Source organism: Streptomyces sp. NPDC037271 (assembly GCF_055603605.1).
This window is the reverse complement of record NZ_JBVJVN010000001.1, coordinates 13,972-29,738: the sequence shown is the minus strand read 5'-3', so window position 1 is coordinate 29,738 and position 15,767 is coordinate 13,972. Positions and strand designations below refer to the sequence as shown.

15 protein-coding genes are annotated in these 15,767 nt (G+C 70.4%); 5 read left to right on the top strand and 10 right to left on the bottom strand.

Annotated features, from left to right (window positions below; all coding sequences use genetic code 11):
• Positions 1–26: 26 nt before the first annotated feature.
• The 7 genes from ccsB to hemL all read right to left on the bottom strand — a co-directional run bounded on the left by ccsB (position 27) and on the right by hemL (position 8,188).
• Positions 27–1,160 (bottom strand): c-type cytochrome biogenesis protein CcsB, encoded by a 1,134-nt coding sequence (gene ccsB / locus ACZ7G3_RS00160; RefSeq protein ID WP_426599906.1) that lies wholly within the window; start codon positions 1,158–1,160, stop codon positions 27–29.
• On the bottom strand, positions 1,157–2,947 hold the full coding sequence (gene resB / locus ACZ7G3_RS00155) for a cytochrome c biogenesis protein ResB (protein ID WP_470922615.1): 1,791 nt from the start codon (positions 2,945–2,947) through the stop codon (positions 1,157–1,159). The genes ccsB and resB overlap by 4 nt, the downstream gene beginning before the upstream one ends.
• A 3-nt stretch (positions 2,948–2,950) precedes the next feature.
• Positions 2,951–3,721 (bottom strand): cytochrome c biogenesis CcdA family protein, encoded by a 771-nt coding sequence (locus tag ACZ7G3_RS00150; RefSeq protein WP_426599908.1) that lies wholly within the window; start codon positions 3,719–3,721, stop codon positions 2,951–2,953.
• A 1-nt stretch (position 3,722) separates the two neighbouring features.
• Positions 3,723–4,415 (bottom strand): TlpA family protein disulfide reductase, encoded by a 693-nt coding sequence (locus tag ACZ7G3_RS00145; protein ID WP_470922614.1) that lies wholly within the window; start codon positions 4,413–4,415, stop codon positions 3,723–3,725.
• A 66-nt stretch (positions 4,416–4,481) separates the two neighbouring features.
• Positions 4,482–5,789, bottom strand: a complete 1,308-nt coding sequence (locus tag ACZ7G3_RS00140) for a polysaccharide deacetylase family protein (protein ID WP_470922613.1) — start codon at positions 5,787–5,789, stop codon at positions 4,482–4,484.
• Between the two features lie 297 nt (positions 5,790–6,086).
• On the bottom strand, positions 6,087–6,800 hold the full coding sequence (locus tag ACZ7G3_RS00135) for a histidine phosphatase family protein (RefSeq protein WP_470923171.1): 714 nt from the start codon (positions 6,798–6,800) through the stop codon (positions 6,087–6,089).
• Between the two features lie 71 nt (positions 6,801–6,871).
• Positions 6,872–8,188, bottom strand: a complete 1,317-nt coding sequence (gene hemL / locus ACZ7G3_RS00130) for a glutamate-1-semialdehyde 2,1-aminomutase (RefSeq protein WP_470922612.1) — start codon at positions 8,186–8,188, stop codon at positions 6,872–6,874.
• Positions 8,189–8,529: 341 nt separating this feature from the next.
• On the opposite strand from hemL, the gene ACZ7G3_RS00125 reads away from it, so the two are divergent.
• The 5 genes from ACZ7G3_RS00125 (at position 8,530) to ACZ7G3_RS00105 (ending at position 12,865) form a co-directional block, all read left to right on the top strand.
• Positions 8,530–9,156, top strand: coding sequence for a hypothetical protein (locus ACZ7G3_RS00125; protein WP_426522246.1), 627 nt, complete (start codon positions 8,530–8,532; stop codon positions 9,154–9,156).
• 297 nt (positions 9,157–9,453) lie between these two features.
• Positions 9,454–10,653 carry a hypothetical protein gene (locus tag ACZ7G3_RS00120; RefSeq protein ID WP_470922611.1) on the top strand — a complete coding sequence of 400 codons (1,200 nt, stop codon included), beginning with the start codon at positions 9,454–9,456 and terminating at the stop codon, positions 10,651–10,653.
• An 11-nt stretch (positions 10,654–10,664) separates the two neighbouring features.
• Entirely contained in the window at positions 10,665–11,255 is a 591-nt protein-coding gene (locus ACZ7G3_RS00115; protein ID WP_470922610.1) for a hemerythrin domain-containing protein, read from the top strand.
• A gap of 112 nt (positions 11,256–11,367) precedes the next feature.
• Positions 11,368–12,339: a Rieske (2Fe-2S) protein gene (locus tag ACZ7G3_RS00110; RefSeq protein WP_470922609.1), complete on the top strand. Its 972-nt coding sequence runs from the start codon at positions 11,368–11,370 to the stop codon at positions 12,337–12,339.
• On the top strand, positions 12,323–12,865 hold the full coding sequence (locus ACZ7G3_RS00105; protein ID WP_470922608.1) for a DUF1360 domain-containing protein: 543 nt from the start codon (positions 12,323–12,325) through the stop codon (positions 12,863–12,865). Before ACZ7G3_RS00110 ends, ACZ7G3_RS00105 begins: the two co-directional genes overlap by 17 nt.
• Before the next feature lie 51 nt (positions 12,866–12,916).
• Here ACZ7G3_RS00105 and ACZ7G3_RS00100 read toward each other — a convergent pair whose 3' ends face one another.
• The 3 genes from ACZ7G3_RS00100 to ctaD all read right to left on the bottom strand — a co-directional run bounded on the left by ACZ7G3_RS00100 (position 12,917) and on the right by ctaD (position 15,621).
• Positions 12,917–13,438, bottom strand: coding sequence for a hypothetical protein (locus tag ACZ7G3_RS00100; protein WP_470922607.1), 522 nt, complete (start codon positions 13,436–13,438; stop codon positions 12,917–12,919).
• Between the two features lie 99 nt (positions 13,439–13,537).
• Positions 13,538–13,912, bottom strand: coding sequence for a hypothetical protein (locus tag ACZ7G3_RS00095; protein WP_470922606.1), 375 nt, complete (start codon positions 13,910–13,912; stop codon positions 13,538–13,540).
• Positions 13,909–15,621, bottom strand: coding sequence for an aa3-type cytochrome oxidase subunit I (gene ctaD, locus ACZ7G3_RS00090; RefSeq protein ID WP_470922605.1), 1,713 nt, complete (start codon positions 15,619–15,621; stop codon positions 13,909–13,911). Before ctaD ends, ACZ7G3_RS00095 begins: the two co-directional genes overlap by 4 nt.
• Between the last annotated feature and the right edge of the window lie 146 nt (positions 15,622–15,767).

Sequence of the window (15,767 nt, the reverse complement as noted above, 5' to 3'; positions counted from 1 at the left end):
GAGACCGGCCTCGGATGCCGCCCGGTTCAGAAGCCCACGGACTGGAGGGCGCCCAGGCCCACGTCCGCGTAGGAGTGCTTGCCGGAGACGAAGATGTTGACGCCGTAGTAGTTGAACAGCCAGCAGGCGAAGGCGGCCAGCGCCAGGTAGGCGGCCTTGCGGCCCTTCCAGCCGGCGGTGGCGCGGGCGTGCAGGTAGCCGGCGTAGGCGACCCAGGTGATGAACGACCAGGTCTCCTTGGGGTCCCAGCCCCAGTAGCGGCCCCAGGCGTCGCCCGCCCAGATCGCGCCCGCGATGATCGTGAACGTCCACAGCGGGAAGACGGCGGCGTTGACGCGGTAGGCGAACTTGTCGAGCGAGGCGGCGGCGGGCAGCCGGTCCAGGACCGAGCTGGCGAAGCGGCCGGGGGTGCCGCCGTTCGCGAGCTTGTTCTCGAAGCTGTCCTTGAACAGGTACATGATCGTGGCGACCGCGCCGACGTAGAACACCGCGCCGCAGAAGATCGCCGTGGAGACGTGGATGTACAGCCAGTACGACTGGAGCGCGGGCACCAGCTGGTCGCTGGCGGTGTAGAGGACCTTGACGGCGATACCGAGGTCGAGGAGGACCGTGGTGATCAGGGGGAGGCCGAGCCAGCGGACGTTCTTCTTCAGGGCCAGCAGCAGGAGGTACACGCCGACGGCGACCGTCGTGAACGTGATGTTGAACTCGTACATGTTGCCCCACGGCGCCCGCTGCACCGACAGGGCGCGGGTGAGCACGCCGCCGGCCTCGATCGCGAAGGCGAGCACGGTGAGCGAGATGGCGATCCGGCCGTAGAGGTCGCCCTTCTCGGTGCCGCCGTGCGCTCCCGGCCCGTCGGGCACGTCGCGGGTGCCGGTCGCGGCACGGACGACGACCTTCGGCCGCTCCAGTACGGCGGTGCCGCCGGCCTTGTTCACGGTGACGGCCGGGGCGGTCTTCGCCTTCGCCTCACCGTTCGCGGTGAGCGCGGCGGCGGTGCGGCCGACCTTGCTGCGGCTGCCGAAGGTCCACTCGGCGATGTACGCGAGGAAGGCCAGCGTGTAGACCGCCATCGCGGAGTAGATCAGCGTGTTGCTGGTGTTCGCGAGGTTCTCGTTGGTCGCGGCGGCCAGCTCGGTTGCGGCGGCGAGAGTCACTTCTCAGCCCCTTCGGCAGGTACGACGTGGGTGTCGGGGGAATCGGGGGTGTCGTCGTCGTTCATCGGCGCGTCGGGTGCGTCGGGCACGTCGGGCGTGTCGGGCGCGTTTGGCGCGTCGCCCGGTGCGTCGGGGGCCCGCTCGTACAGGATCCCGGCGAGGTCGCCGAGCTCCTCGGGGACCTTCGCGGACTCGCTGCGTCCGAGGCCGGCCATCTCGACGACCGTGACACCGTCGGCGCCCTTGACGGCCCGCACCCAGACGCGGCGGCGCTGGATGAACAGGGAGCCGGCGAGGCCGAGGATGGCGGCGACGGCACCGGCGAGCGCCCAGCCGCTGGCGGGCTGCTGGGTGACCTGGAAGCCGGCCCACTCCTGGACGCCCTCGAAGGTGACCGTCCCCGCGCCGTTCGGGAGCGTCATGGTCTCGCCGACCTTGAGCTGCTTCTTGAACAGCTCGCCGTCGGAGTCCTTGAACTCCTCCAGGTTGGTCTTGTCGAGCTGGTAGATGCTCTTCGAGAAGCCCGCGTCGACGCCGAGGTCGCCGTGGTAGGCGGAGAGCGCGAGCATCGGGTTCACCAACGCCGGGAACGTCGAGAGCATCGTGCTGCCCTCGCCGCCGTAGGTCGGCAGGAAGAAGGCGTTGAAGCCGAGCTGTTCCCGCTCGCCCTCGGCGTTGCGGTAGCCGTCGCGGACCATGACGGCGCCGGAGGAGGTGACGTTGGAGTCCAGCGGCAGCAGGGCGGTCGCCTCCTTGTCCATGACGACCTTGCCCCTGGCGTCCCTGACGGTGAGGACGGGCGCGTAGCCGTGGCTGACGAGGTAGACCTTCGAGCCGTCGATCTCCAGCGGCTCGTTGACCTTGATGGTGGTCGCCTTGTCCGTGCCGTAGGCGCCTTCGGCGTAGTCGACCGTGGCCTCGTAGATGCGCGGGGTGCCGCGGTTCGGGCCGGTCGGCTCGTAGGTGCCGTGGAAGTCCTTCAGGGTGAAACTGAAGGGGGCGAGGTCGTGGTCCGGGTCGAAGAGGTTGCCGGACTTGAAGTCGTCGTACTGGGTGAGCGTGTTGGAGAAGCCGTCGCCCTCCACGATCAGCTTGTTGCCCTCGTACTTGAACAGCTGGCCCCAGGCGAAGGCGATCAGCATCACGATCAGCGCGATGTGGAAGAGCAGGTTGCCGGCCTCGCGCACGTAGCCCTTCTCGGCGGCGACGGCGTCGCCGACGGTGTGGGCGCGGAAGCGGCGCTTCTTCAGCAGCGCGAGCGCGGCCTCGCGGACCTGCTCGGGCTCGGCCCCGGTGCGCCAGGTGGTGTACGCGGGCAGCCGGGTCAGGCGCCGGGGGGCGCCGGGCGGCCGGCCGCGCAGCTGGCCGACGAACTGCCAGGTGCGCGGGACGATGCAGCCGATGAGGGAGACGAACAGCAGGATGTAGATCGCGGAGAACCACACCGAGCTGTAGACGTGGAAGAGGCCGAGCTTGTCGTAGAGGGGCCCGAGGAGGTCGTGGTTCTCACGGAACTCCTCGACCTTCACCTCGTCGACGCCGCTCTGCGGGATCAGCGAGCCGGGGATCGCGCCCAGCGACAGCAGCAGGAGCAGCAGCAGCGCCACCCGCATCGAGGTGAGCTGCCGCCAGAACCAGCGGGCCCAGCCGACGACGCCCAGGGAGGGGAGGCTGGGGGCCTCCTCCTTGGGGGCGGTGGAGAGCTGGGAGCCGGCGGCGCCGAGGTCCTGGTCCTCGCCGGTCGCCGGGGTGTCCGTCGGGGTCTTGCCCGTGGTGGTCTTGCTCATCGGTCAGATCCCTACAGTGAAGCCGTTGGACCAGGTCTGCATGTCCTGCACGATGCTGTCCCACACGCCGGTCAGCAGCAGCAGTCCGGTCGCGATCATCATGACGCCGCCGATCCGCATCACCCACACATAGTGGCGCTTGATCCAGCCGAAGGCGCCGAGCGCCTTGCGGAAGGCGACCGCGGCGAGCACGAAGGGCAGGCCGAGGCCGACGCAGTAGGCGACGGTCAGTACGGCGCCGCGGCCGGCCGTTCCCTGGTCGGCGGAGAGCGCCAGCACGGAGGCGAGGGTCGGGCCGATGCAGGGCGTCCAGCCGATGCCGAACAGCGCGCCCAGCACGGGGGCGCCGATCAGGCCGTTCACGGGCTTCTTGTGGAAGCGGAACTCGCGCTGGGTGAACCAGGGCAGCAAACCCATGAAGAAGACGCCCATGAGGATCATGAGCACGCCCAGCACCTTGGTCAGGACGCCCTGGTTCTCCTGGAGCGTCTGGCCGAAGTAACCGAACAGCGCACCGCTGGAGACGAACACGGCGGTGAACCCGAGGACGAAGAGCGACGCGCCCGCGACCATCCGGCCGCGCCGGGCCTCGGCCAGATCGGTGCCGGTGACCCCGGTCACGTAGGAGAGGTAGCCGGGGACGAGCGGCAGGACGCAGGGCGAGAAGAAGGAGACGAGGCCGCCGAGCAACGCGATGGGCAGGGCCACCAGCAGGGCGCCGTTGAGCACCGTGCCGTTGGTGCCCGCCACGGCGAGCGTGGACAGTGCGCTCACGTCACTTCTCCGACTCGCCGGACCCGCCGGACCCGCCCGACTCGCCCGTGAGGAACGGGTCGAGCATCTTGCGGAGCTTCTCCTCGCTCAGCGCCTGGAGGGTGCGCGCCGCGACCTTCCCCTCCCGGTCGATGATGAGCGTGGAGGGGATGGCCTGCGGGTTGAGGGTGCCCTTCTCGAAGCGGAGCATCAGCTTGCCGGTCGGGTCGTACAGGCTCGGGTAGCTGACCCCGAACTCCTCCTCGAAGGCCTTCGCCGGGCCGGTGGAGGTGTCGCGGGTGTTGATGCCGACGAACTCGACGCCCTGGTCCTTGACGTCCTGGTAGACCTTCTCGAAGTTCTTGGCCTCGGCGCGGCAGGGCGGGCACCAGGAACCCCACACGTTGAGCACGACGACCTTGCCCTTGTAGTCGTCGACGTCCAGGTGCCCCCCGTCGACCGTCTCGCCGGACAGGTCGGGGGCGTCGGCCCGCTCACCCTTGTCGGCGGTGGAGATGCCGTCCGCACCGGTGACGAAGCCCGTCTGGCCGCCTCCGCCGGACGTCCCTCCGGAACCGCAGGCGGACACGAACAGCGCGACCGCGGCGGCGCCCGTGGTCAGGGCGACACGGCGACGGGCGCGGGCGGTGGTGCGGGCGCGGTTCGAGCGGTTCGAGCGGTTCGAGCGCAGGGGGGCGCTGCTGGCGGCACTCATGTGAAAAGTTTCGCATGTCCGTTCCGGGGATCTTGCGCGCCCCCCTCACGGGCGGAAACCCGCATTTCAGGCGGCGTTTGCGGCAGGTGTCGAGGCGCTCGCGCCGGTCTCCTTGAGAAAGGCGTTCCAGCCGCCGGCCGGCCGCTGCCCCACCTCGACGGTACGGAGTTTGGCGAGCACCTCGGGCTTCTGCACGTCCAGCCAGTCGGTGAACTGGCGGAAGGAGACGAGCCTGATGTCCTGGCCGCTCCCCTTCTCCTTCTCCCGCGCGATGTGCTCGAGGGTGTTCTCGACGGCGTCCATGTAGATGCCGCCGTTCCACTCCTCGAAGTGGTTGCCGATGAAGAAGGGCGCCCGGTTCGACTCGTACGCCCGCTTGAATCCCGATATGTACGCCTGGGTGGCCTGTTCGCGCCAGCCCGGGTAGTTGTGCGCGGGCGCCTTGGTCGAGTTGACCGACTGGTTGGCGAGGATGTTGTAGTCCATGGACAGCACCTCGAAGGAGTGGCCGGGGAAAGGTATCTGCTGCAACGGCAGGTCCCAGATCCCGTCCTTCTTCGCCGGCCACACCTGGCGGCCGCCGGGCGAGGAGGCGTCGTAGCGCCAGCCGAGCTCGCGGGCGGTGGGCAGCAGGTTGTCCTGGCCGAGCAGGCAGGGCGTACGTCCCCCGACGAGCTCCTTGTCGTAGTCGAAGGGCAGCGACGGCAGGTCGGTCCAGCCGGTGTTGGTCCGCCACTCCTTCACGAAGGACTTCGCCTGGTCGATCTCGCTGCGCCACTGCGCCGGCGTCCAGTTGCCGACCGTGCCGCCGCCGCCGCAGAAGTGGCCGTTGAAGTGCGTGCCGATCTCGTGGCCGTCCAGCCAGGCCCGGCGCACTCCCGCGAGCGTGTCCTTGATGTGGGCGTCGGTGAGGTAGCCGATGTCGGAGGCGCCGCGCGGGTTGTTCGGCGGGTCGTAGAGGCGCTTCTTCGACTCGGGCAGCAGATACAGGCCCGAGAGGAAGAAGGTCATGTGCGCGCCGTGCTCCCGGGCGAGGTCGAGGAAGCGCGGGAAGAGACCGTTGCCGACCTCCCCGGCCCCGTCCCAGGAGAAGACGACGAACTGCGGCGGGGTCTGACCGGGCTCCAGCGGCACGGGCGCGTCCGGCTGGTGGGGCTGCTTGCCGGTGTACGACGTGGAGCCGTCGCCGATGGGTTTCGCGGGGGCCTTGTCACTGCCGGAAGGCGAGGGCTGTCCGGAACCGCCGGCCCGGCGGGAGCCGCCCGGCGATGTGTCGGAGCCGGAACCGCAGCCCGCGAGCCCTGCCGCGGCCGCGGCGCCCGCGCCGAGTCCGAGCATGCCCCTGCGGGTGAGAGTGCGGGGGGAAGTGCGCATCGCAACCTCGTTCGTCGCGTCCTCTGGTGGTCACTCGGTCAGAGGACGGGACGAACGTGCGGGTTCCGGAAATTCGTGCGGATTCCGTAACGGGTGTCCCGTACAGCCGGTTGTGCGGCCGTACGGGACGGACGGGATGCGGCGGGCGGGGCGGTGTGCAGTGGGCGGGCGTCGGCCGAACCCGGCGGCCGTGTGGGGTGGGCCGCCGACCCACCGGGTGGGCCGCCGACCCACCGGGTGGGCCGTCGACCCACAGGGGGGCGTCGACCCACGGGGGGCGTCGATCCGCGGGGGCCTTCAGGCCCCGTAGGCCTTGCCCTGCCCCTTGACCGGCTTGGCCCCCGCGAGGAGGTGGGCCGGGACGAGGTCGCGGGCGGGCTCGGTGTAGCCGACGGAGACGATCCGGTCTCCCTGGTACGTGAACGTCGTCAGCGACGCCAGCGTGCACTGCCGCTTGCGCGGGTCGTGCCACAGTCGCCGCCGCTCGACGTACGACCGCAGGATCCAGATCGGCAGCTGGTGGCTGACGACCACGGCCTCGTGCCCGCGGGCCCGGTCCCTGGCCGCGTCCAGCGCGCCCATCATCCGCACGACCTGGTCGACGTACGGCTCTCCCCAGGACGGCTTGAACGGGTTGACCACGTGCCTCCAGTTGGCGGGCCGGCGCAGCGCGCCGTCGCCGATGCCGAAGGTCTTGCCCTGGAAGACGTTGCCGGCCTCGATGAGCCGTGTGTCGGTGGCGAGGTCGAGTCCGTGCGCCTTCGCGATCGGCGTCGCCGTCTCCTGCGCCCGCTCCAGCGGGGAGGCCACGACGTACGTCACGTCACGGGGGGCGAGGTGCTCGGCGACCCGGTCGGCCATGCGCCGGCCCAGGTCGGAGAGGTGGTAGCCGGGCAGGCGGCCGTAGAGGACGCCGGAGGGGTTCTCCACCTCTCCGTGCCGCATCACGTGGACGACGGTGATGTCGTCCTTCGCCCCGGCCTTCGCGCCGCCCTCCGTCTCACCCTTCATCTCGTCCTTCACCTCACCCTTCTCCGCGTCCTTCTCCGCGTTACTCTTCTCGTCCTTCTTCTCCCCTGCGCTCACGCGGTCGCCTCCGCCGCCGCGCGGGCCGCCGCGGGAAGGGCGTCGGCGATGCGCTGGACGGCGCGCTCGTCGTGCGCGGTGGAGACGAACCAGGACTCGAAGGAGGACGGCGGCAGGTAGACGCCGTTCTCCAGCAGCGAGTGGAAGAAGGCGGTGAAGCGGAAGGACTCCTGCGCCTTCGCGTCCTCGTAGTTGCGCACGGGCCCGTCCGTGAAGAAGACGGAGAACATGTTGGAGGCGGTCTGCAGCGTGTGCGCGACGCCCTCCTTGCTCAGCGCCTCGGTGACGAGGCCCTGGATCCGCGCGGACACGGCGTCGACGGTCTCGTACGCGGCATCGTCGAGGAGCCGCAGCTGGGCGAGACCGGCGGCGGTGGCGACCGGGTTCCCGGAGAGGGTGCCGGCCTGGTAGACGGGCCCGGCCGGGGCCAGGTGCGCCATGACGTCGGCACGCCCGCCGAACGCGGCGGCGGGGAACCCGCCACCCATGACCTTGCCGAAGGTCATCAGGTCGGGGACGACGCCCTCGACCCCGTACCACCCGGCACGGCTGGTCCGGAACCCGGTCATGACCTCGTCGGAGACGAACAGCGCACCGCCCGCCGCGCAGGCGTCCTTCAGCCCCTGGTTGAACCCGGGCAGCGGTGGCACGACGCCCATGTTGCCGGGCGAGGCCTCCGTGATCACGCAGGCGATCTCGCCGGGGTGGGCGGCGAAGGCGGCGTGCACGGCGTCGATGTCGTTGTACGGCAGGACGATCGTGTCGCTCGCCTGCGCGCCGGTGACGCCGGGGGTGTCGGGCAGCGCGAAGGTGGCGACGCCGGAACCGGCGGCGGCGAGCAGCGAGTCGACGTGACCGTGGTAGCAGCCGGCGAACTTGATCACCTTGGTGCGCCGCGTGAACCCGCGGGCGAGCCGGATGGCCGACATGGTGGCCTCGGTCCCGCTGGACACCAGCCGCACCTGCTCCAGCGGGGCGACCCGCTCGACCATCGCCTCCGCGAGCGCGACCTCGCCCTCGGCGGGCGTGCCGAACGACGTCCCGCGCGCGACCGCGTCCTGCACGGCGGCGATCACCTCGGGGTGGGCGTGCCCGAGGATCATCGGCCCCCAGGAGCAGACGAGGTCGACGTACTCCCGGCCGTCGGCGTCGGTCAGGTACGGCCCGGTGCCGGACACCATGAACCGGGGCGTTCCGCCCACGGCCCGGAAGGCCCGCACCGGAGAGTTCACGCCGCCCGGCGTGACGGCCGCCGCACGGTCGAACAGAGCCTGCGAGGCCGGTGCTTCGTATGGATATGCCAGTTCGCTCATGACCTGCGACTTCTCCGACCTTCTCGACCTTCTCCGACGTATCGGACCCTTGCGGCGGACCCTGCCCGGGCCCCACTCGGGCCCCGCTCGGCCTCCGGTTGCCCAGGGTGACCTCATCAGGGTAGACAACCCGCCCGACCGCTGCGCCGTCTGCCAGACTGGAGCCCATCCACGCAGCTCAAGCGGGCGGCGCGGAGAGGGGCTGCCGGCGTCCTGCGGACATATGACGGACATATGTTTCACCGCACGTTTCGGCGAGCGGCCGTGGGGGAGGTCACTGACACGATGATCGGGTTGCGCGGCGGGGGCCACGCGTCCTAGAAAAGCAGTCGGGTGGAGATATGCATCGCGGTGGCGGACTGGGCGAGGGGACCGACGACCTGGGTCCTCGACGTGCCCGGCGGGGAAGGCACCGACGCGAGGCGGAGGAAGCGACCGAAGCACGTCAGACACACGGCACACCGAGCGAGCCCGACGGGCTCGGCCGACGCGCCGACCGGCTGGGGGCGGGGAGCAGGAATGGTGGTCGGGTGGGGGTGACCTACAAGTACTTCGGCGCGCCCGACGGCGCGACCGCGGCCCGCGTCCCGATCTCGATGCGCCCCGAGGAGCTCGGCGGCGACGAGCTCGGGATGAACGGCATGTTCACCAAGATCAAGCCGGAGACCATGGCCGCCATGGTCCTCACCGGCATCGAGGGCGTACCCCTGCACAAGGTCCCCCCCCTGGAACTGGTCGTCCTGCACCCCGACTACGCGGTCGTGAAACTCCCCATGACCGTCGTCGACCCCCTGCGCGGCATCGGCGAGGAGGCGGTCGGCGCGGCGGCCTTCATCTGGTCGACGGTGCCGGACCGGGGCGGGCCGCGGGACGCGTTCAACGTGTACCAGTTGCTGCACGAGTGGCAGGACTTCTCGCACCGGCTGCATGAGGCGGGGCATCAGCCGTACTGCCTGGTGTGGCCCTGAGCTGGGGTTTCGAGGGTTTCGGGCGGGGTCTTCGGGCCTCGCCCTTTTGCTTGCCGGGGAGGGGGCCGTCAGGCGGCCAGGGCACATTGGTTTTGTTGGGGGCGCTGATGTGCCCCGGGTGGCGGCCGGTCCGCTCGCTCGGTTGACCCACCAGAGGGAACCATGCGGCCTGCGGGCGTGAGCGGTGGCTGGAAAGCACCGACGCTGAACAGACTGGGAGCCACGTCTGCGCTCGTCGCCCGAGAACGGGGTACCCCGGCGGCGCGAGTCCCCCCTCGGCCCCAGGAGGCACGCCCCATGACGTTCAATCCGCTGGAACAACGGGGTATCCCGTTGGACCGCCAAGTTCGCAGCTGGCGTGAGCTGAACGTGGCTCCGATCGACCCGGACCACTGCGACCCGTACACCCGGTGCCGGATCATCACGATGAACGGGATCGAGGTGGAGGCGATCCTGTTCAGTCACCAGCTCGCCCGGCACACGGTCGATCCGGAGATCAAGCGTCAGCTGGCGCGGGTGCGCTACATCGAGGCGCAGCAGCAGAAGGTCGTGAACTGGCTGCTGCCGGGTGTCTCCTCGGTGCTGGAGACGACGATCGCGTACGAGCAGGTGGCGGTGGACCTGACGGCGTGGGTGGCGCGGATGGAGCCGGATCCGTACCTGAAGCAGGCGTACCAGTTCGGGGTGCTGGAGGACTTCGACCACCTGTACCGGTACGCGAACCTGTACGAGATGATCGAGCACCGCAAGGCGGAGTCGATCGTCGACGGCCTGACCGAGGTCATGCCGGGAAGGCCCACCCGGTTCCACCACCGCGACCCGGTCGACAACGTCCGCGACCCGTACGCCAAGGACGAGACGGACCCGCTGTCGAAACTGCACGCGCTGACGATCATGTCGGCGGAGCAGCAGACCATGAACTTCTACATGAACACCGGCCCCACCTACATGGAGCCGATCGCCCGTCAGCTCTACCAGGAGATCGGGCTGATCGAGGAGGAGCACGTCACCCACTACGAGTCCCTCGTGGACCCGGGTGAGACGTGGTGGGAGCAGCTCGTCAACCACGAGTACAACGAGTGCTACCTGTACTACTCCTTCATGGAGCAGGAGAGCGACCCCAGGGTCAAGGCGATCTGGGAGCTGCACCTGAACATGGAGCTGGAGCACCTGCACGCCGCCTGCGACCTGATGCGCCGCCACGACGGCCGCGACCCCGCCTCGGTGCTGGCCCCCGAGCTGCCCAACGTGCTCACCTTCGAGCCGAACAAGGGTTACCTGCGCGAGCTGCTGGACACGCAGATGGACCTCACGACGCTTGGTGCCGGCTACGTGCGGGAGGCGCACGAGCGGTTCGAGAAGATGCAGGAGCAGATCCACGGCGGCGAGGCACCGCCGAGCGACCGGGTCATGACCGAGCACGATGAGATGTTCGGCCGTGAGTACCGCGTCCAGACCGAGGGCGAGCACCCCGACCCGACGCAGCGCGAGAAGTAGGGGAGGCCGAGATGTCCGAACTGCACACCCCCCACGCCGGGGACGACATGGCCAAGGACGACGACGTCGTCTCCCTGCTGATGCGCCAGCACGGCGACATCCGCAACCTCTTCGACGAGGTCGAGGCGGCCACGGGCGAGGAGCGCCGGGATGCCTTCCGGCGGCTGGTGCGGTTGCTGGCCGTGCACGAGACCGCCGAGGAGGAGGTCGTTCACCCCTTCGCCCGCAAGGGCTTCCCCGGCGGCGAGCAGGTGGTGAAGGACCGTCTCGCCGAGGAGAAGGCGGCCAAGGAGACGCTGGCCGCCCTCGACGAGATGGACACCGACGACCCGAAGTTCATGCCGCAGCTGCTCAAGCTGCGCAAGGACGTCCAGGAGCACGCGCGGGCCGAGGAACGGTACGAGTTCACCCACATCCGCCGCAGCACCGACGTCACCAACCTTGCCGCGATGGCCAAGGCCATCAAGGCCGCCGAGGCGATGGCACCCACCCGGCCCCACCCGGGCGTGGAGTCCGGGGCGAAGAACATGGCCCTCGGACCGGTCGCCGCGCTCATGGACCGCACCAAGGACACCGTCCGTAGGGCCATGGGCAAGGGCTGACTCCGCGCCCTCCTGGCCAGCCGGGGCATCCACCCGGGCGGCCGGGGGGGGCGGAGCCGGCGTCCCGACCCGGCCGCTGTTTGCCCCCTGCCCCCCGGGGGACCCTGCGCCCATGAGCCAGAAGCCAGGTCGTCGCCGTATGGGCCAGAACCGGATGCTGTGGCTGCTCGACGTCCTGGAGCGTGATCCCAGGGCGGACGCGGCGATCGACAAGCTCACCAAGGGCGTGCGGGCGCTTCCGCTGGGCCGGGCCCGAGACGCGTTGCACGGCAGGTGGCTCGGCCATCCCGTGCACCCCCTGATGGTCCAGGTGCCGGTCGGCAGCTGGATGTCCGCCGCCGTGCTCGACCTGTGGCCCGGCCGCACCCGGGAGGCCGGCCTCCTGGTGGGGGTCGGGCTGGCGGCGGCCGTTCCGGCCGCGTTGGCGGGCGCGGTCGACTGGGCCGAGCTGCACCGGCAGCAGACCCGGGTGGGGCTGGTGCACGCCGTGGCCAACACGGCGGCCGTGGGACTGTACGGCGCCTCGCTCCTGTGCCGCCTCACCGGACGGGCCACAGCGGGCCGCGCCTACGGCTTCCTCGGGCTGACGGCGGTCGGCCTGGGCGGCATGCTGGGCGGCCACCTCGCCTACCGGCAGGCTTCCGGAGCCAACCACGCCGAAGAGGTACCGCACGTCGTCAGCGAAGGCTGGCACCGGGTCGGCACGGTGGACGAGTTCCCCGCCGGCCGGCCCGTGCGGCGTGCCGTGGACGACGTGCCGGTCCTGGTGGTGCGCGAGACCGGCGGCACCTTCCACGCACTGGCCGACCGGTGCAGTCATCTGGCGGGCCCGCTGTCCGAGGGCACGGTCGCCGACGGGTGTGTCGAATGTCCCTGGCACGGCAGCGTCTTCCGGCTCTCGGACGGCTGGAACGTCCGGGGCCCCGCCACCGCGCCCCAGCCCGCCTTCGACACCCGTGTCGTCGAGGGACGCGTGGAGATCAGGCTGTGCGGTGAGGGTGAGACGGAGGGACCGGACCCGGATCGAGCGGCCGTGGCGCAGGAGCGGACAGGAGAGAACGAAGGTCATGGACACGGCATCTGACGGCCGTCTCACGGAGCGGCTGAGGCGACGGCTGCGACGCACCGAACACACCTACTCGGCGGGAGAGGACCGCCCGCTGCGCGGCTACGCGGCGGCCATGACGGCTTTCGGTGTCTACACGGCGGGGTGGGCGGCGGTGGTCAGGATGCGCGGTCGTCCGCTGCCGGACCGGCCCGAGCTCTGGGACGTGGCACTGACGGCGGTGGCGACGTTCCGGCTGAGCCGGCTGCTGAGCAAGGCGTCGGTGACGAGTCCGCTGAGGGCTCCCTTCACCACGTTCCAGGGCCCTGAGGGACCGGCCGAGCTGCACGAGGAGGCGCGGTCCGAGGGGGCCAAGGACACGGTCGGCGAGCTGGTGACGTGCCCGTTCTGCATGAGCGTCTGGGTGGCCTCGACCCTCACCGCCGGACAGCTGCTCTGGCCGCGCGCCACCCGCACCGCCATGGGGGCGCTCACCGCGCTGGCCGGCGCGGACGCCCTGCACCTGGCGTACAGCGCGCTGGTGGCCAAGACGACCGGCGACTGATTACACCGCGCCCGCCCGACCGCCTCGCGGCCGCGCGAGCGCACGTGGCGGTCACCGCCCCCGGGGCAGAGGTCCCACGTCGGATCGGCGGCCGGGGCGCATCGCCGCGTGCCGCTGCCCGGGACCGGGGCCCGACCGGGCGGCCAGGGCGTCGGCGACCGCGCCGGTGACGAAGGCGTACACCGTCTTGTGCAGCAGGTCGACGGCGAGTTCGCGGCGGGGCCAGGTCTGGGGCGGGGCACCGACGCCGGTGGCGTTCTCCAGGATCTGGTCGGAGGTGACCCGGACGACGGCGAACTTCCCCGACGACCAGGGCCCGCGCAGCCCGGCCTGCGCCATCACCGACCGCAGGACCCCGAGGAGGGCGCCCTGCCCCGCGTGCATGGCCAGGTTCACCAGCACCGGCTGACGCCCGGAGTACTCCCGCATTCCGGTCAGGCGTTCCAGTGTGCGGGCGGGGACGTGGGAGTCGGGCCGGTCGGTCAGCCGTTGCTCCGCCTTCTCGCCCAGCGTCATCACCAGCACTCCGGTCGTACCGGCCAGCAGTCCCTGCCACAGTGCGCGCTTCATCATGTGGCGGCGAGTACCCAGCGCGCCTCGGCTCACCTGCTCCCCGGCCTCGGGCGGAGACGGGCCGTCCGGGTCCGCACAGCGGGGGGCGGCCGGGTCCGCTCAGCGGGCCACCGTGCACAGCGCACTGCTGACGGCGGCCGCGCAGGCCAGCAGGGCCGATGCCCAGGCACCGTGGCGTCTGAGCAGGTCGCGTCGCAGCCGCAGGTACCGGGCCTCGTACTCCCGGCCAAGCTCATCGGCACGGCACAGGGTCGCCTCGAACATCTCGCGGGAAAGGCGGAGACGGTGGGCGACGTAGTGCCGGGTGAGGTCCTCCGCCTGCGCGGTGGTCAGCCAGGGGAGGGCGTCGCAGAGCGCTTGCGCCTCCCGGTGTGCGTCTTGCCGGTGTTCCCGGGCCAGGAGGAAGCCTTCCGCTTCCGCCGCGATGCCCGGGGCGGCACCGGGGACTGGACCGTGGAGGTGCCCGTCCGTCATCTCCGGTCGCCCTTGTGGCCGCTCGTGTCGAGCGCGTCGCGTTGTCCGGTGTTCTCCGCCTGGTCGAGGCCGGCGAGCGCGGGGTGGTGCAGGTCGAAGGCGGGGGACTCGGAGCGGACGCGGGGCAGGGTGACGAAGTTGTGGCGGGGCGGCGGGCAGGAGGTCGCCCATTCCAGCGAGCGTCCGTAGCCCCAGGGGTCGTCGACCTCGATCCGCTTGCCGTGCTGGGCGGTCTTCCAGACGTTGTAGAGGAAGGGCAGCGTGGACAGGCCCAGGAGGAAGGCTCCGATGGAGGAGATGGTGTTGAGCGCGGTGAAGCCGTCGGCGGCCAGGTAGTCGGCGTAGCGGCGGGGCATGCCCTCGGCGCCGAGCCAGTGCTGGACCAGGAACGTGGTGTGGAAGCCCACGAACAGCGTCCAGAAGTGCACCTTCTCCAGGCGGGTGTCGAGCATGGTGCCCGTCATCTTCGGCCACCAGAAGCTGAAGCCGGCGAACATCGCGAACACGATCGTGCCGAAGAGCACGTAGTGGAAGTGCGCCACGACGAAGTAGCTGTCGGTGACGTGGAAGTCGATCGGCGGCGAGGCCAGCAGCACGCCCGTCAGTCCGCCGAACAGGAACGTGACCAGGAAGCCGGCCGCCCACAGCATCGGCGGTTCGAAGGACAGCGAGCCCCGCCACATGGTGCCGATCCAGTTGAAGAACTTCACCCCGGTGGGCACGGCGATGAGGAAGCTCATGAACGAGAAGAACGGCAGCAGCACGGCGCCGGTGGCGAACATGTGGTGCGCCCACACCGTCACCGACAGGCCGGTGATGGCGATGGTGGCACCCACCAGCCCCATGTAGCCGAAGATCGGCTTCCGCGAGAAGACGGGGATGATCTCGGTGATCACCCCGAAGAAGGGCAGGGCGAGGATGTAGACCTCGGGGTGGCCGAAGAACCAGAAGAGGTGCTGCCACAGGATCGCCCCGCCGTTCTCCGGGTCGAAGACGTGCGCACCGAACTGGCGGTCCGCCTCCAGCACCAGCAGGGCGGCGGCCAGCACGGGGAAGGCCAGCAGGACGAGCACCGAGGTCAGCAGCACGTTCCACGTGAAGATCGGCATGCGGAACATGGTCACGCCGGGCGCCCGCATGCAGATGATCGTGGTGATGAAGTTGACCGCACCGAGGATGGTGCCGAAGCCGGAGAGCGCCAGTCCCATGATCCACAGGTCACCGCCGGTGTACGGGGTGCGCTCACCGCCGCTGAGCGGTGGATAGGCGGTCCAGCCGAAGTCCGCGGCGCCCTGCGTGGTGAGGAAACTGCCGAGCACGATCAGGCCGCCGAAGGCGAACAGCCAGTACGACAGCATGTTCAGCCTCGGGAACGCGACGTCCGGGGACCCGATCTGCAGCGGCATGATCGCGTTGGCGAACCCGGCGAACGTCGGAGTGGCGAACAGCAGCAGCATGATCGTGCCGTGCATCGTGAAGGACTGGTTGTACTGCTCCGCCGACACGATCTGGAGACCGGGCCGCGCCAGCTCAGCCCGCACCACCATGGCCAGCGCTCCCCCGATCAGGAAGAACGCGAACGACGTGATCAGGTAGAGGTGGCCGATCTTCTTGTGGTCGGTCGTGGTCAGCCAGGTGACCACGACGTGGCCCCGGCCACGGCGTTCGGCCACGGGGACGGGAGCCACCGGCTCGGTATGGGTCGCCATCACGTTCCTCACTCGGCGGAGCGCCTGGTGGTCGGCCGTTGGACGGCGACGGTCCCGCCCCTCCGGCCGTGTGTCTCGGGCAGCGTGTGTCCAGCCCTCGTGGAAGGTAGTTCGCTCCGGTACGGGACCGCGCCCGCATCCAGCCG

Excerpts from the sequence above, each read along its gene's own strand:
- resB (WP_470922615.1), bottom strand. The coding sequence starts at position 2,947 with ATGAGCAAGACCACCACGGGCAAGACCCCGACGGACACCCCGGCGACC.
- ACZ7G3_RS00145 (WP_470922614.1), bottom strand. The coding sequence starts at position 4,415 with ATGAGTGCCGCCAGCAGCGCCCCCCTGCGCTCGAACCGCTCGAACCGC.
- ACZ7G3_RS00140 (WP_470922613.1), bottom strand. The coding sequence starts at position 5,789 with ATGCGCACTTCCCCCCGCACTCTCACCCGCAGGGGCATGCTCGGACTC.
- ACZ7G3_RS00135 (WP_470923171.1), bottom strand. The coding sequence starts at position 6,800 with ATGAAGGGTGAGACGGAGGGCGGCGCGAAGGCCGGGGCGAAGGACGAC.
- hemL (WP_470922612.1), bottom strand. The coding sequence starts at position 8,188 with ATGAGCGAACTGGCATATCCATACGAAGCACCGGCCTCGCAGGCTCTG.
- ACZ7G3_RS00125 (WP_426522246.1), top strand. The coding sequence starts at position 8,530 with ATGCATCGCGGTGGCGGACTGGGCGAGGGGACCGACGACCTGGGTCCT.
- ACZ7G3_RS00120 (WP_470922611.1), top strand. The coding sequence starts at position 9,454 with ATGACGTTCAATCCGCTGGAACAACGGGGTATCCCGTTGGACCGCCAA.
- ACZ7G3_RS00115 (WP_470922610.1), top strand. The coding sequence starts at position 10,665 with ATGTCCGAACTGCACACCCCCCACGCCGGGGACGACATGGCCAAGGAC.
- ACZ7G3_RS00110 (WP_470922609.1), top strand. The coding sequence starts at position 11,368 with ATGAGCCAGAAGCCAGGTCGTCGCCGTATGGGCCAGAACCGGATGCTG.
- ACZ7G3_RS00105 (WP_470922608.1), top strand. The coding sequence starts at position 12,323 with ATGGACACGGCATCTGACGGCCGTCTCACGGAGCGGCTGAGGCGACGG.
- ACZ7G3_RS00100 (WP_470922607.1), bottom strand. The coding sequence starts at position 13,438 with ATGATGAAGCGCGCACTGTGGCAGGGACTGCTGGCCGGTACGACCGGA.
- ACZ7G3_RS00095 (WP_470922606.1), bottom strand. The coding sequence starts at position 13,912 with ATGACGGACGGGCACCTCCACGGTCCAGTCCCCGGTGCCGCCCCGGGC.
- ctaD (WP_470922605.1), bottom strand. The coding sequence starts at position 15,621 with ATGGCGACCCATACCGAGCCGGTGGCTCCCGTCCCCGTGGCCGAACGC.